The following is a 15995-nucleotide window of genomic DNA, read 5'->3' on the forward strand; positions in this document are numbered from 1 at the left end:
CGATCAGAACTGATCGGCTTGCAGCTCGTAGAGGCAGTCGCTGCCGGCCTTGGCCGATGCGCTCAACGAGTGGATACGCGGCAGCAACCGGGCGAAGTAGAAACGCGCGGTGGCCAGTTTGCTGGTGTAGAAATCGTCCTCGCCATCGCCGCTCATGACGGCCTTGGCCATGCGCGCCCACATGTAGGCATAAGCGGTGTAGCCGAACACATGCAGGTACTCGACCGAGGCCGCGCCGATTTCGTTCGGGTTGTTTTGTGCCCGGTCCAGCAGCCACGCGGTCAGGTCGTCGAGAGTGTCGACGGCGGCGTTCAGCGGTTGGATGAACTCGGCAAGGTCAGCGCCAACGTTGGCGGTGAAGTTGCGGATTTCCGAAGCGAACAAGCGGTAGAGCGCCCCGCCGCTGCCGACGATCTTGCGCCCGGCCAGGTCCAGGGACTGGATGCCGTTGGTGCCTTCGTAGATCTGGGTGATGCGCACATCACGCACCAGTTGCTCCTGACCCCACTCGCGGATGTAGCCGTGGCCGCCGAAGATCTGCTGGCCATGGAGGGTGGTTTCCAGGCCCATGTCGGTGAGGAAAGCCTTGGCCACCGGCGTCAGCAGCGATACCAGATCCTGCGCGCGCTGGCGTGTCGGTGCGTCTTCGCTGTACTTGGCGATGTCCAGTTGCAGGGCCACGTAGCTGGAGAACGCACGGCCGCCTTCGTTCAAGGCTTTCATGGTCAACAGCATGCGGCGCACGTCCGGGTGCACGATGATCGGGTCGGCGGCCTTGTCCTTGAATTGCGCACCGGTTGGCGCACGGCTTTGCAGACGGTCACGGGCGTATTCGACGGCGTTCTGGTACGAGCGCTCGCCTTGGGCCAAGCCCTGGATGCCCACGCCCAGACGCTCGTAGTTCATCATGGTGAACATCGCCGCCAGGCCTTTGTTCGGTGCGTCGACGATCCAGCCGGTGGCGCCATCGAAGTTCATCACGCAGGTGGCGGACGCCTTGATGCCCATCTTGTGTTCGATGGAGCCGCAGGACAGCGTGTTGTTTTCACCCAGCGAACCGTCGGCGTTGACCAGCACTTTCGGCACCAGGAACAGCGAGATGCCTTTCGGGCCGGCCGGTGCATCGGGCAGCCGCGCCAGTACCAGATGGATGATGTTTTCCGTCAGGTCGTGCTCGCCACCGGTGATGAAAATCTTGCTGCCGCTGACCTTGTAGCTGCCATCGGCCTGGGGTTCGGCCTTGGTGCGGATCAGGCCCAGGTCGGTGCCGGAATGGGCTTCGGTCAGGCACATCGAACCGGTCCAGGTGCCGGCGTACATGTTCGGCAAGTAAGCCGCTTTCAGTTCTTCGCTGGCGTGGGCCTTGATCGACAGGCAGGCACCGGCGGTCAGCATCGGGTACAGGCCGAACGACAGGCTGGCCGAGTTGACCATCTCTTCGACCTGGGCCGAAATCGCCTTGGGCATGCCCATGCCGCCGTACTGCGGATCACCGCCGACACCCACCCAACCGCCCTCGGCGAAGGCTTGATAGGCCTGGGCAAAACCGTCCGGGGCGGTGACCGCGCCGTCGTTCCAGGTGCAGCCCTGTTCGTCGCTGGCGCGGTTCAGTGGCGCGATCACTTCGCCGCTGATCTTGCCGGCCTCTTCGAGGATGGCGGCGGCGGTCTCTTCATCGATCACGTCGGCCAGGCCGGGCAATTGTGCCCAGAGCCGGGACACCTGGAAAACCTCGTTGAGTACGAAGCGCATGTCGCGCAGGGGAGCTTTGTAATCAGACATCTTGGCTTACTCGGAAGTGGTCACGGCATGGGGCATGCCGGGACGTTCAGTGGATTCGGTGTTTTCGGTTGCCGCGACAGAACCGGGCTTGGGTGCCCGTTCGCGCAGCAGGAAGTACGACAGAGCGGGAATCAGGATCAGCGCGCCGAGCATGTTCCACAGGAACATGAAGGTCAGCAGGATGCCCATGTCGGCCTGGAACTTGATCGGCGACCAGACCCAGCACACCACACCGGCGGCGAGGGTGATGCCCACCAGCCCGACCACGCGGCCGGTGAAGGACACGGCGTTGCGATAGGCCTGGGACAGCGGCAAGCCCTGGCGCTGGAAGTGCAATTGCACGCTGAGCAGGTACAAGGCGTAGTCGACGCCGATGCCCACCCCGAGGGCGATCACCGGCAAGGTCGCGACCTTCACGCCGATACCCATGGCCACCATCAAGGCTTCGCAGAGGATCGAGGTCAGCACCAGCGGCAACAGGGCCACCAGTGTGGCGCGCCAACTGCGGAAGGTGATCAGGCAGAACAGCGTCACCGCCGCATACACGTACAGCAGCATGGTGCGGTTGGCTTCGCGCACCACGATGTTGGTCGCCGCCTCAATCCCGGCAGTGCCGGCGGCGAGCAGGAACTGGCGATCCTCGCTGCTGTTTTCCTTGGCGAACTTGTCGGCAATCGCCACCACGGCATCGAGGGTTTCAGCCTTGTGATCCTTGAGGAAGGTGATCACCGGCATCAGCGAGCAGTCGGTGTTGAACAACTCCGGCGAGTTGACCGAGGCTTGCTGGGCGGCGTAGTTGAGCACGTCCTGGTTGCGCTGGATGCTGTTGAGCTTGGGGTTTCCTTCATAAGTACCGGCAGTGATCTGCCGTACCGCGTTGACCAAGGACGCGGTCGCCTGCACGCCCGGATACTGTTGCAGCTCCCAGGCCAGGCGGTCGGCGAGCACCAGGGTCTTGTAGTTCAGGCAGCCTTCCGGCGCGGTCTTGATCATCACCGCGAACAGGTCGCTGGACAGCGCGTAGTGGCTGGTGATGTAGGCGTTGTCGCGGTTGTAGCGCGAGTCGGCGCGCAGCTCCGGCGCCCCGCTTTCCAGGTCGCCGATCTTCAGGTTCAGGCTGACCATGAAACCGCCGATGCCCATCAACACTGCGACCAATACGGCACCGGTGGCCCACTTGCGCGTGGTGAAGCGGTCGAGCAGGTCCCACAGTTTGCCGAAGCCTTTGTGGTGTTCGGCGCGGTTGTCGATTTTCAGCGCACGCTCGGCGGCTTTCGCGCCCACACCGACATAGGACAGCGCCACCGGCATCAGCAACAGCGAGGTGAAGATCAGCACCGCGACGCCGATGCTGGCGGTGATCGCCAGGTCCTGGATCACCGGAATATCGATCAGCATCAACACGGCGAAGCCCACGGCGTCGGCCAGCAACGCGGTGACACCGGCGATGAACAGACGGCGGAAGGTGTAGCGCGCAGCGATCAGTTTGTGGGTGCCGCGGGCGATGTCCTGCATGATGCCGTTCATCTTCTGCGCCGCGTGGGACACACCGATGGCGAAGATCAGGAACGGCACCAGCACCGAGTACGGATCGATGGCGTAGCCGAGCCAGGCGACGATACCCAGTTGCCAGACCACCGCGATCAGCGAGCAGCCGACCACCAGCAGGGTGCTGCGCACGCAACGGGTGTAGGCGTAGATGATGATCAGCGACGTGACGACGGCCAGGCCGAAGAACATCATCACCTGGATCAGGCCGTCGATCAGGTCGCCCATGAGTTTGGCGAAGCCGATCACCCGCACCTTGTAATGCCCGGTGCCTTCGACCCCGGATTTACGCGCAGCGCTGTCACCGGCGTATTCGATCTTGTCGCGCAACTGCTCTTCGAGCATCTGCGAGAAGGCGTGGTAGTTGATGCGTTGACCGCCGGCGGCGGCTTTGTCCATCAGCGGCACGATCAGCATGGTCGACTTGAAATCACTGGCTACCAGACTGCCCACCACACCGGCGCGGGAGATGTTCTGGCGCAACTGTTCGATCTGTTCAGGCTGCCCCGAATAGGTGTCGGGCATCACCGGGCCACCCTGGAAACCGTCCTCGGTGACTTCGGTCCAGCGCACGGCCGGGCTCCACAGCGACTTCATCCAAGCGCGGTCGACGCCTTCGGTGAGGAACAGCTGGTCGTTGACCTGCTTGAGCACGTCCAGGTAATCGGGGTCGAAAATATCGCCCTGGGTGTTCTCGACCACCACGCGCACCGAGTTGCCCAGACCGCGCAACGACTGGCGGTTTTCCAGGAAGTTCTGGATGTAGGGCTGGCTCTGGGGAATCATTTTTTCGAAGCTTGGGCGCAACTCCAGGCGAGTCACGGCCATGAAGCCCAGCACCACGGTGGCGAGCGCCATCAGCAGCATGAACAGCGGGCGGTAGTTGAACACCAGCCGCTCGAGGAGGTTGCCGGAGCGGTGGTCGAAATCCCGCAGTTCGCGGATCACCGGCATGGCGTCTTGTTTGATATTGCCCATGTCTGGGTTCTCGCTCTTAGGGTTCGAGGGCTGGATCGGCGGACAGCGTCCGGGCACCACGGCTGCCTGCCAGCACCAAGGCGCCATCGGCGGACTGGGTGGCGCCGGCGACCGGGGTCGGTGCCGGTTGCTGCTTCAGATGCAACTGCGCGCCCGTCCCTTGGCTGACCAGCATCTGCCCGCCCTGGGTGAACAAGCGATAATTGCCACGGGCATCGATCAGGCCCGCGGTGATGCTGACGTGCAGGCCCGTGTCCAGTGCGGTCCAGCTCTGGCCGCCGTCGGTGCTGCGCAGCACGTTGCCGCGCAGGCCATAGATCAGCACTTCGCCAGGCTTGCCGAGCACGCCGAAGAAGCTGCCTTGATAAGGCGTCGGTACCGCGTTGAAGCGTTGGGCGCTGTCGTCCCATTTGAGCAGCAGGCCTTGCTCACCCGCGATGTACAAACCGTCGCCGGTAGAGGCGATGGCGTTGAGGTGGAAACCCTGGGGGTTGTCGGTGCGGTCCTGGAACGGGGTCCAGGTCAGGCCACCGTCGTCGGTGCGCAGGATCAGGTTGAATACCCCGACCACATAGCCGGTTTTGTCGTTGGCGAACCAGACGCCGAGCAGCGGTTTGTCCGCGCCCTGATCGGCTAGTCGTTGGCCTTCCATGGCCAACTGGGGCCATTGCTCATTGCCCGGTTCGGCGCTGGCCAGCGCCGTGTAATGCTTGACCAGCAAGGCGCCGATCTGACGACCGTCGAGCTGCTTTTGCCAAGTCGCGCCGGCGTCGCTGCTGTGCAGCACCACGCCGTCATTACCCACCGCCCAGCCTTGGGTGGTGGTCGGAAAATTCACCGCAGTGAGGTCGGCACTGGCCGGTACGGCGGCCTGTTGCCAGTGGTTTCCCGAATCATCGGAAAACAGAATATGGCCACGCTGGCCGACGGCAATCACGCGCCCGCCGGCGCGGGTCATGCCGGACAACGGGCTGTTGATCGCCAAGGCACTGACTCTGGCGGGCAGGTCCAGTACATCGACGTAATCGGCCGCCTGGGCGATGCCCTGCGACAGGCCGAGCACAACGCCAAACGCCAGCTGCAAAATATTATTTTTATACGAACACATACTGCGTCCTCTTCGGAAAACCGCGCCGGGACACACATCGGTGTGCCTGACGTTCAAACCTTGCGCCGTGCAGGTCATGTGGGAGCGAGCTGTGGCGAGGGGGCTTGCCCCCGTTTGAGTGCGCAGCACTCACAAGATCTTCGATACATCGGAAATTTTGGGGCTGCTTCGCAGCCCAACGGGGGCAAGCCCCCTCGCCACAGCTCGCTCCCACAGTGGATCGTGCGAGCGTCGCTTGCAGTTGGCTTAGCGAATACCGGCGCCGGCCAGGGATTCCGATGACCACTGGGCCTTGGAGAGCGGCTCGATGTACTTGATGCCGCCGTAAGGGCCGACTACGCCGTTGATGTTGTAGGAACCACCGACCAGGTCGTAGATCATGAACGGCGTGGAGTCCGGAACCTGCTTGTCATAGCTCTGGCTCAGGAAGGCGAAGGAACCGCGATAGAGCTGACCACGAGCGTCATATTGATCCGAGGCCAAAGCGGTCCAGCTGTCTTCGTCGAGGTAGAAGCGGCGCTTCTGGTAGATGTGACGAGCACCGGCCTTGAGGTTGCCTTCGACGACCCATACACGGTGTTTTTCCCAGCGTACGAAGTCAGGTGACAGGTGATTGGCGGTGGTCAGCGACTTCGGATCCTGCACGTAGGTCAGCTTGTAAGTGTTGTAGGGCACGATCATTTCCTGCTTGCCCACCAGCTTCCAGTCGTAGCGATCCAGCGCACCGTTGAAGACGAACACGTCATCGTAGGTGCCCGCACCGGCGGTACCCGGGTTTGGCGTGTCGTAAGCCAGGCTCGGAGCCAGTTTCACTCGACGCTGCCCCGGCAAGTACTGCCAGGCGCGACGCGGTTGCTGCAACGGGTTGGCGGCGTCCTTGAGCATGATCGCCTCACCGGCGCGGCGCGCAGGGCCGGTGTATGCCAGCTTCATCTGGTAGTACACGTCGGCGCTGCTGATCGGCTGCGAGAGGTTTTCATAGATCGGGTAGGAGATGTTCGCTTGCCCGGTGGTCGCCAGGCTTGGAACGCCCGCGGAGTCAACGTTCCAGGAGTCGTACTTGGAGCTGATGCTGACGCCTTGGTAGCGCAACAGGAAGTTCCACATCGCTTCATTGCCCGACTGCGGAATCGGGAATGGAATGCCCGGCAGCACGTTGTCGATGGCCAGGCCACCTTCCAGGGACTTGGCGCCGCTGGCGTTCTTCACGCCGTTATCCAGAATCGCTTGAGGCAGCGAAACGGTGCGGTGCGTCGGGAACACGTCGACACGGAACGTCGGGAAACGCTTGGCCAGTTCTACCGTGGTCGCCGTGAGCATGCCCTTGTACTGGTCGACGTTCTTGCCGTCGATCACCAGTACCGGCTTTTCACTGGCAAACGGGTCCGGGCGCATGCTGTCGCCGGCCTTGAAGCTGGCCGGCGGGGTGGTCAGGCCACCGTTGTAGGCAGGAATGGAACCATCAGCGTTCCCGGCTTTTTCAGCCCCTACCTGTGTCAGGCTGGTGCCCAGCTTGGCAGCTTCCTGGGTTGAAACAGCAGCCTGTGCCTGAGCGGCGAAGACCATGGCCAGCGAAGCGGCCAACACGGTTTTTACAAATTTCATCTTGTTATTCTCCTGCTTGCATTGAGCAAATCAGTGGTGAATCAGAATGTTGTTTTCATCGTCAGGTACACGGCGCCACGGTCCTCAGTCGTGGCACCACCTCCAGAGAAGGACGAGTAGCCACCTGCGTAACAGGCGTAGTTTTCGTTGCCGCTGAAGGCGTTCGGGGTGGAGCCGTCACCGCCCTTGGAGCCGGTGCTCACACCGCTGACGTTGCACTTGTCGGTTTCGCCAAAGGAGTCCACGTACTTCAGGTCGACAAAATATTTGTTGTAGACAATGGCACCCACGCCCACGGCATAGTTGCCGGTGTCCTTGGCACCGCCACCGGAGACCGGTGACACACCGTCAAGACCGACGTTGACGGACATCGGCGCGTTGAGATCGACACCCGGGAAGACCTGGTACCAGGTCGGTGTGAAGTTGACCGCCAGACCCCAGTTGTCACGGGTCGGCGCGTCGATGCCGCGATAGCTGTCCTTACCCTTGTAGAGCGCTTCGTTCTTGCTATCGAGCTTGAGCAGGTTGCTGTAGTACAGCTCGGCAAGCACAGTCGCCTGATCGAACACCGGCGTTTTCGGCAGGGTCATCAGACCGTTTAGCGTCCAGTGCAGGGTGTCACCGGTGGCGCTCATGCTGTCGCCACGGCTCGGGGTGTCATAGACCACACCGGTGGCATCCGTACGCGCTGGCAGCAGGCCAAGCCCTTGCCCCAGGCCCAGCGGGCTGCGGGTACTGACGATCGCCGGGATACTGGCCAGCGGCATGTTGTGACGAACGTTCAGGTCCGAGCCCACGCTCACGCCACCCACGTCCTTGGACAAGCTCAGGCCAAGGATCTTGATGTTGTCGGCATAGGCCAGTTGATAGGTGGCGGTGTCCAGCGAATTGAGGGTGTTGATTACCGCTGGCACCTGCCCCGCCGGACGGGTGCCGTTCGGGTTGGCCGAGGTAATGCCCCTGGCGTCCAGATAGGCTTGGGGCAGGATTTCCGAGGTTTCGCGGTAGTAAACGCCGAGGGTGCCATCCAGCCAGGCCGGCGACCATTTGGCCATGACGCCCCAGTCACCGCTGTCATGCGGAGTCAGGTCCTTGCCACGACGCACATTGGTCAAGGCGTTGCACGGCGCCAGGCCACAACCTAGCGGGCTGCCCGGTACCACGGCGTTGGTGTTGCCCAACAGGAACGATTGCGCGCCGAAGCCGACCAGGTCGGAACCGCCGTAATAGGTGCCCGCTTCCGGCAGACGCGCGGCATCCCAATTCAGGAAATACTGGGCACCCACGGTCAGTTCGGGATTGACGGTGAACGACATCGACAACTGGTTACGCGGAACGAACAGTTCCTTGGCCTCGGTACCCGGCGACGCGGCAAGCTTGGCCAGGTCGAGGCCGGACTGGCCATAGCTGACCGAGTGCACCGGGTTGAGAATGGTCTCGCCCCAGAACACGTTGTGCTGACCGGCCTTGGCGCTGAACATCGACTCCTCGCCCACTTCGGTGCTGTAGAACACGAAGGCATCGAGGATTTCGCCCGAAAGACCGCTGTAGTAGCGCTGGGCATAATTGCTCAGGTGCGAGCTGCCGTTGCCGACGTTGTCACGGGTGACCCCGGCCAGGCGCGGGTCATTGGCGATCAGGCCCGAGGTCGATCCATTGCCGTTGACGAACGGGTTGGAGTTGGAGCCGGTGTTGTCATAGGCCTTGTCGTACCAGCTGGCGGCGCTGACGCGAAAGCCCATGGCGTTCTTGTAGACCACGTCCATTTCGGTCAACAGATCGATACGGTTGGTGATGTTGGTCCCGGCCTTGCGGAAGTTGTAGTCGCCGTCGTTATTGTTCGGCGTTCCCAACATGCGTTTGTCGGCACTTTCGGTGCGCACGCCATAGTTGTACTTGATGGTGTTATCCACGCGGACGTTCCAGTCCGGATTCCCCGTCTCGATCTCGACCGCATGGGCCGCAGGTACCGTTGCCGCAAGAATGGCTGAGGCCAGCAAGGTGTAGCGTGGAGCGGTGAAGCCGTGACTCTTATTGTTGTGCATTGCGTTGTCTCCGCTTTTTTGTCTTTGTTTTAAGCGCAGCCGCCCTCGCGCAAACATTGATGGGTTTGCGTTTAAGGAATGAGGGCAAATGCCGGTTGGCGTACTGCCAGTCCAGCTCCTTGTACTAGCGATCGAGCTCCAGGATGAGTGCTTCAGCTTGCTGCCAGTGGCCAAATCCTGCGGCCGGATTGAGGTGGCCGACATCGCCCAGATTGAGCAATTCGGCGCCCCAGCCTTCTGCCATGCGGGTGACCGCAGGAAGGCTGGCCAAGTGATCGTTGGTGCTGCCGGCCACGATGCTGCGAAATGGCAGCGGGCCTTGTGGCAGAGGATTCCAGCCCTGGCTACGCAGGGTTTCGGAAGACGGATAGTTTGACGGCCAGACCGCATCGAGGTCCGGTGGCGCGGCCAGCAAAGCGCCCTTGATCGGACGGCTGTAGTGCGCAGCCCAGTGCGCGACCATCAGCACACCGGCGCTGTGGGCCACCAGAATCACGGGGCCGTCGATTTGTTCGAGTTCGTGTTGAATCGCCCGCACACGGGCCATGCAATCGAGTTTGTCGGTCTCCAGCGGCGCAACACTGCGCACGTTGCTCAGCCTGGCGGCAAGCAATGTTTGCCAATGTTCGGCCACGTGCTCGCGCAGACCCGGAACGATCAGAATGGTGGCGGCAGTTTGCAGTTTGTCCACGGTCAACACCTTCGCTTTCTCGATAACTCGACTGGCTGTTTTCGCCAGGGGCTTTTTGTAGTGTCGACATTAAAGAGCGCCCACCCGAAGCGCTTTACATTGGACGTCATGCACTTTTCTTTTGATGACAAATTGTCCGACAGCAGGACAGTGCGACCACTGGTCGAAAATCCCCGCAGGTTGGCGCAAGGTCACTGTAATCAACGGATGAGCGCTGATGGCTCCATGCAGCGTAGAAGATTGGCGACCGTACAGCATGAAATCCATCAACGACATGACAACTGTTCAACTGTTGATACGCTGGATATAGTCGCCACGCTCACGCCAACCGCCATCGGCACAGGGAAGACTTTCGCATGACCAAGCTTGTTCGCGCCGCTGTCTTGACCAACTACCTGGAGGTCACCCAGTACCTGGGTTTCAACCCGCGCGACGTGCTGGCCGCTGTCGGCTTGAGCAGGGCCCAACTGCAAGCCCCTGAACACCGCATCCATATCGATGCCGCCGTCCGTTTGCTGGAAGACTCGGCCGCCGCCAGCGGCTGCCAGACCTTCGGCCTGAGCATGGCCGAATCGCGCCAGCTCTCGGACTTCGGCGTGGTCAGCCTGCTGCTCAGCCACCAGCGCACGCTGCGCGATGCCTTGCAGGTCGTAGTGGATTACCGGCACCTGATGAATGACTCGCTGGCCATCTTCATTGAGGAGGCCGGCAAGATGGTGATCATTCGCGAAGAGGTGGTCACCGAAACGCCGATGCCCAGCCGCCAGGCCACGGAGCTGGCCATCGGTGTAATGTTCCGGCTGTGCTCGGCCCTGCTGGGCTCACACTGGCATCCCTACAGCGTCAACTTCATGCACCAGCCACCGGACAACCTGCACCTGCATCGCCGCCTGTTCGGCTGCAACCTGGAGTTCGGCAGCGAGTTCAACGGCATCGTCTGCCCTGACATCAGCCTCGACATGACCAACCCCAACGCAGACCCGGCCATGGCCCGCTATGCCCAGGGCTACCTCGACTCGCTGCAGAACCACGAAGGCGCCTCGATGCTGTTCGAGGTGCGCAAGGCCATCTACCTGCTGCTGCCCATGGGGCGCGCCACCATTGAGCAGGTGGCCCAGAGCCAGGGCATGAACGTGCGCACCCTGCAACGCCGCCTCAAGGACGACGGCTGCGCCTTCAACGACGTGATCAACGACGTGCGCCGCGACCTGGTGCTGCGTTACCTGGACAACCCCAACTACTCCCTCAGCCGCATTGCCGACATGCTCGGCTACTCGATGGCGAGTTCGTTTACCCGCTGGTTCATCAGCCAGTTCGGCATGCCGCCGGCGACGTGGCGTGCGCAGAAGCAGGCTGGGGCGAAACCGTCCTGACAGCAGGGCAAAAAAAAACGGCGACTGCTGGTACAGTCGCCGAAAGCGCGCGATTGGAGCTGCAATCCTTGTAGGAGCGAGCCTGCTCGCGATGGTCGTGAACGATTACGCGTAATACCAGATGCCCCGCGGTGCTCTTGGTTTTTTCGCGAGCAGGCTCGCTCCTACAGGGATCTACGCACATCCTGTAGGAGCGAGCTCGCTCGCGATGGTCGTGAACGATTACGCGTAAAACCAGATGCCCCGCGGTGCTCTTGGGTTTTTCGCGAGCAGGCTCGCTCCTACAGGTTTTAATCCTGGCCGATGTTCAGAGCCCCCAGCGCAGCAACAACAGCACCAGCACGACCAGGAACACCGTCTCCCCCACCATCAGCAGAATCGGCTTGATCCCGACCGCTGCCAGTTCGCGCAAGCGGGTCTTCATGCCCAGGGCACTGATGGAAATCACCAGGCACCAGCGCGACAGTTCGTTGACCGATCCTTGCACCGCAGGCGCTATCCATCCGGTGCTGTTGATGCAGGCCAGAATCAGAAAGCCGACGGCGAACCACGGCAACAGCGGCGGGCGCTTGCCGGTCGGATCGGCGCCTTGCATGCGGGTGATCATCGCCGCAGTGACGATCACCGGCAGCAGCATCGCAACGCGCATCAGCTTGACCACCGTGGCCGTGTCGCCGGTCTCGGTCGACATGCTGTAGCCGGCGCCGACCACCTGGGCCACGTCGTGGATCGTGGCGCCGAGGAACACACCCGCCACCTGCGGCGACAACTGCAGCCAGTTGGCGATCATCGGATAGACAATCATCGCCAGAGTCGACAACGCCGAAACGCCGATGACGGTGAACAGGGTTGCCCGCTCTTTCTGCGGATGGTTCGGTAGCGCCGCTGCCAGCGCCAAGGCCGCCGAAGCGCCACAGATGGCCGTCGCGCCGCCGGTGAGCATGCCGAACAGGCGCTGGAAGCCCAGGGCCTTGGCGGCGATCACAGACACGCTGATGGTCACCACCACCAGGATCACCACCAGTGCAATCGGCTTCCAGCCCAGCGCGGCCATTTGCTCCAGGGTGATGCGCATGCCCAGCAGCGCCACGCCGATGCGCAGCACGGTGCGGGCGGTGAACTCGATACCGGCCTTGCAGGGGCCGTCATCGGCGAGAAAATTCAGGGCCATGCCCAACAGCAAGGCAAACAGCATGACCGGCGCACCGTAGTGCTCGGACAAGAACGACGCGGCGGCCGCGACAATCAGACTGACGATTAACCCAGGTGCCAGTTCGCGCGTGCGAGTGTGGATACGGGTAAGAGCAATGGCGCTCATGGCGCGGACTCCTCGGATGCGATGACGATAAACGCCTGGCCGTCGATGATCTCGACCGGGTAGTTGGTGACTTTGACCTGCCTGGAGTTGAGCAGGTAGCCGCTGTGCAAATCGAAGCGCAAACCATGGGCGAGGCATTGAATCACCCGGCCTTCAAGACGCCCTCCGCATAGGGAAGAGCCCTGGTGCGGGCAGCTGTCGTCAATGGCAAACAACTGCCCGTCGACGTTGAACAGCGCCAGGCTTTTGTCTTCGAACTCGAACAGCGCCCGGCCTCCAGCCTGCGGGTGTTTGCCGGCTGGCACGGGAATGCGTCGGGTCATGCTGGCTGCCGCTCGCGATCACTTTCCTTGAGGGCTTCGGTCATGGCCGCGAGCAGCGCCTGAGCAGGTTGTGCGCCGATCACCGTCATGCGGTTGTCGAACTTGAAGCTCGGCACGCCACTGGTCGCCTCGGGGGATCCTTCAAACGGCGTGGCATCGCCCTTCAGGCAATCGAGCACCCCGTCCGGAGCGACGCCGCAGGAGCGGGCAATGGCAAGCAAGGTCTCACGGCAACCGAGGTTTTCGCGCCTCAGGAAATAAGCGGCGAACAGTCGCTCGAGCAACATTTCACGCTGACTGGCATTGCCCAGTGCGCTGGCACGCTCGAACAAACGATGGGCGTCCGCGGTGTTGGGCATCGTCTCGATACGGCTGAGGTCGATGGCCAGTCCAACCGCCCCGGCAGCCTGCTGTACCTGATTCTGGCGCATGGTCATTGCGTCGGCATTGCCCAGGCGCTTGCGGTAGAAATCGGCGAAAGGTTCACCTTCTACCGGTATCTGGGGCAGCAACTGCACGCCATGCCACACCGTGGTGATCTGCACATCCGGGTGACGACTGCGAAACTGCACCTGCGCATGCTCCAGTTGGCGTTTGCCGATCAGGCACCAAGGGCAGATAAAATCGAAAAACACATCAATACGTAAACGACGACTCACAACTTCACCTCTATCCCGGCTGCACTGACGGGCTCAGGCACGCTCTGACCCTCAAGCCGGGCGATATCTTTTTGGTAATGACACTTGGCATAGAAGAACACCGCTGCCGCCGCGAGGCTGACCAGTGGCACTAATTGAAAAGCGGCATGCAGGCCGATGAGGTCGGACACACGGCCAGTCAGGAACGGCCCGGGTGCCAGCCCCAGCAGGTTATTGGCCAGGGTCAGCGTGGCGAACGCCGTACCGTGGACGGAGTAATGGGTCAGGTTGGCAACCATCGCACCGGCGGGGCCGGTGGTGCCGGTGGCAATCGCCATGCCCAGACAGATCAGCGCCAGTTGCACAGGCCCTGCCGACAATGCGAACGCTGCCGACAGCAACAGGCAACTGCCCAGGCAAAAACCAATGGCCAGGCTGACCTTGCGCTCCGGCGAGTTCCGACACAGGCGATCGCTGAGCATGCCGCACAGGATCATCCCCGCACCGCTGCACAACACGATGACTGCCGCCATGCCACCGGCCTTGTCGGTAGGCATGTCGTAGTAGCGGTTGAGGTAGCTGGGAATCCACACCATCACCGTACCACCGACGAACAACTGCAAGCCGCTGGCGATGTAGGTCGACACCACCGAACGGCTGGACCACAGCGTGCGCAGCGGACGCTTGACCGCGGCAGCCGTCTTGTTCGCAATCTGCGCGGCACGTCGTGGCGCTATGCGCGCTTCCTTGACGATGAGCGGATAGAGCATCGCCAGCACCAGGCCAAACAGCGACATGCCGGCGAACGACCAGCGCCAGCCCAGCTTGGCGGCAATCGCACCGCCCAAAGCCATGCCCAACACCGAACCGAACATGCCGCCAGCCATGAAGGCACTGGCCAGGGTGGCCCGCATGTGTTTGGGGAACACCGAAATCACCACCGCGATGCCCACGCTGCCGTAGGCGGCTTCGCCGACGCCGACCATGAACCGCGCAATGAACATCTGCTGGTAGTCCTGAGCCAGTGCGCAACCCAGGGTCGCCACGCTCCACAGGAAAGCCATCAGCGCCAGGCTCTTGACCCGACCGAAGCGGTCGGCCATCAACGACAGGGGAAATGTCAGCAGGCCGACCATCAGGGCAACGATGCCGCTAAGCAGACCCAGTTGTCCGTCGCTCAACGCCCACTCAGTCTTGAGCAGAGGGAATACCGCGTTCAGTACCTGACGCGACATGTAATCGGAAATCAACAGACCGAACGTCAGGGCAAAGACGATCCAGGCATATTGGCGCGCAACGCCGACTCCGCAGGAGTCGTCATCGTCAGCGGCTATTGGGTGAAAGGCCATGCAGCCTCCTCAAGAGCTTTGTTTTATTTTTCTTATCAAGCGTGTAACGGTCAGGCGGACGAGAGGTCACGGCCTCTCGCCCCGACCCTAGGTCAACCGCGTTGCGGTACACCTTTCTGCCCAGCCTTGCGGTTGGGGGCCATGCCGTTGGCCAACAGGGTTTCTTCGATGGTTTCGTACTGCACGCCGATGCGGTAGATCTCGCGGGCTTCTTTGCCGGTGGCGATTTCACGGCCCAGTTCATGGGCAATGCGCACGGTTTGCTGGATCTGTGCAACCGAGCCGAAACGATCGCCCTTGTGATCAATGATAGTGTCTTCATTGCCCACGCGCGGGTGCATGCCCATGGCCATCGACATGGTGTTGAACGGCATGACGTTCTTGAGCAGCGATTCGGAGGTCAGGGTGCAACCGTCCGGCGCGCGGTGGATGAAGTTGAAGAAGTTGAACGGGTTCGGGCCGTCGAAACCGCCGCCGATGCCGATCCAGGTCAGGTTCAGCGGGCCCTTGTAGATGCCCCTGCGCACCAGGCGCTCGAGGGTTTCCATGGCGTGCATGCCGGTCAACTGGAAGTGTGGCTGGATGCCGTTGTCCATCAGGCGCTTGAGGTGCTCGGCCACCCAGGCCGGACCTGCCGGTACGGTCATTTCGCTGTAGGCGGCGTGGATCAACGGGTTGTCCAGGGAGGTGCCCTTCAGGTACTCCGGATACAACAGCTCCATGATGTTCATTTGCGTGGTGTTGATCGCAACCGTGACCTGATCCGGTTTCGGCGTCAGCTCGGCCAGCATGTGGCGAGTGTCGTCGGACAGCCACTTGGCCGCTTCGCCATCGCTTTCCGGAGCGAAGGAAATCGAGCCGCCAACCTGGATGATCATGTCTGGCACGGCTTCACGCACACCGGCGATCAGCTCGTTGAACTTCGACAGGCGCTTGGAGCCCTTGCCGTCCAGTTCGCGCACATGCAGGTGCAGCACGGTGGCGCCGGCTTCATAGCATTCGACCGCTTTCTGGACTTGCTCATCCATGGTCAACGGGATGTCTTCCGGGAAGTCTTCCGGCATCCACTCCGGGCCGTACGGGGCCACGGTAATGACTACCTTTTCCATGTTTTCGGGGTGCAGGGAATCGTCGAAGAATTGCATGGTTAACTCCAGTTCTTATGCCAGTTCTTATGATTGTTCCGCCCACCCGGGGTCGTGCCGGGCAGACGTGTTTACGAGTGCGAATGCTGCGA

Annotated in this window: 12 protein-coding genes; 1 reads left to right on the forward strand and 11 read right to left on the reverse strand. The window is 61.8% G+C overall.

Features of this window, described 5'->3' with window-relative positions; all coding sequences use genetic code 11:
• Positions 1 to 3: 3 nt before the first annotated feature.
• The 6 genes from J4D25_RS10145 to J4D25_RS10170 all read right to left on the reverse strand — a co-directional run bounded on the left by J4D25_RS10145 (position 4) and on the right by J4D25_RS10170 (position 9757).
• Entirely contained in the window at positions 4 to 1782 is a 1779-nt protein-coding gene (locus J4D25_RS10145) for an acyl-CoA dehydrogenase C-terminal domain-containing protein (protein ID WP_057716319.1), read from the reverse strand.
• Between the two features lie 6 nt (positions 1783 to 1788).
• Positions 1789 to 4308, reverse strand: a complete 2520-nt coding sequence (locus J4D25_RS10150; protein WP_057716320.1) for an RND family transporter — start codon at positions 4306 to 4308, stop codon at positions 1789 to 1791.
• 16 nt (positions 4309 to 4324) lie between these two features.
• Positions 4325 to 5416 carry a YCF48-related protein gene (locus J4D25_RS10155; RefSeq protein ID WP_057716321.1) on the reverse strand — a complete coding sequence of 364 codons (1092 nt, stop codon included), beginning with the start codon at positions 5414 to 5416 and terminating at the stop codon, positions 4325 to 4327.
• 246 nt (positions 5417 to 5662) lie between these two features.
• Complete coding sequence (locus J4D25_RS10160) at positions 5663 to 7021, reverse strand: DUF1329 domain-containing protein (protein ID WP_057716322.1); 1359 nt, start codon at positions 7019 to 7021, stop codon at positions 5663 to 5665.
• Positions 7022 to 7062: 41 nt separating this feature from the next.
• Entirely contained in the window at positions 7063 to 9066 is a 2004-nt protein-coding gene (locus J4D25_RS10165) for a DUF1302 domain-containing protein (protein ID WP_057716323.1), read from the reverse strand.
• Positions 9067 to 9190: 124 nt separating this feature from the next.
• Positions 9191 to 9757, reverse strand: a complete 567-nt coding sequence (locus J4D25_RS10170; RefSeq protein ID WP_057716669.1) for an alpha/beta hydrolase — start codon at positions 9755 to 9757, stop codon at positions 9191 to 9193.
• A gap of 356 nt (positions 9758 to 10113) precedes the next feature.
• Here J4D25_RS10170 and J4D25_RS10175 point away from each other — a divergent pair, with 356 nt between their 5' ends.
• Positions 10114 to 11130: an AraC family transcriptional regulator gene (locus J4D25_RS10175; RefSeq protein WP_057716324.1), complete on the forward strand. Its 1017-nt coding sequence runs from the start codon at positions 10114 to 10116 to the stop codon at positions 11128 to 11130.
• A 307-nt stretch (positions 11131 to 11437) separates the two neighbouring features.
• Here J4D25_RS10175 and J4D25_RS10180 read toward each other — a convergent pair whose 3' ends face one another.
• The 5 genes from J4D25_RS10180 to J4D25_RS10200 all read right to left on the reverse strand — a co-directional run bounded on the left by J4D25_RS10180 (position 11438) and on the right by J4D25_RS10200 (position 15903).
• Positions 11438 to 12448: a YeiH family protein gene (locus J4D25_RS10180; protein WP_057716325.1), complete on the reverse strand. Its 1011-nt coding sequence runs from the start codon at positions 12446 to 12448 to the stop codon at positions 11438 to 11440.
• Entirely contained in the window at positions 12445 to 12771 is a 327-nt protein-coding gene (locus tag J4D25_RS10185; RefSeq protein ID WP_057716326.1) for a Rieske 2Fe-2S domain-containing protein, read from the reverse strand. Before J4D25_RS10185 ends, J4D25_RS10180 begins: the two co-directional genes overlap by 4 nt.
• Positions 12768 to 13430, reverse strand: coding sequence for a DsbA family oxidoreductase (locus tag J4D25_RS10190; RefSeq protein WP_057716327.1), 663 nt, complete (start codon positions 13428 to 13430; stop codon positions 12768 to 12770). The genes J4D25_RS10185 and J4D25_RS10190 overlap by 4 nt, the downstream gene beginning before the upstream one ends.
• Positions 13427 to 14758 (reverse strand): MFS transporter, encoded by a 1332-nt coding sequence (locus tag J4D25_RS10195; protein ID WP_057716328.1) that lies wholly within the window; start codon positions 14756 to 14758, stop codon positions 13427 to 13429. Before J4D25_RS10195 ends, J4D25_RS10190 begins: the two co-directional genes overlap by 4 nt.
• A gap of 92 nt (positions 14759 to 14850) precedes the next feature.
• Positions 14851 to 15903, reverse strand: coding sequence for a 3-keto-5-aminohexanoate cleavage protein (locus J4D25_RS10200; RefSeq protein WP_057716329.1), 1053 nt, complete (start codon positions 15901 to 15903; stop codon positions 14851 to 14853).
• Positions 15904 to 15995: the final 92 nt, after the last annotated feature.

This window comes from Pseudomonas sp. GW456-L13 (assembly GCF_017350115.1).
Classification (GTDB): Bacteria; Pseudomonadota; Gammaproteobacteria; order Pseudomonadales; family Pseudomonadaceae; genus Aquipseudomonas; species Aquipseudomonas jessenii.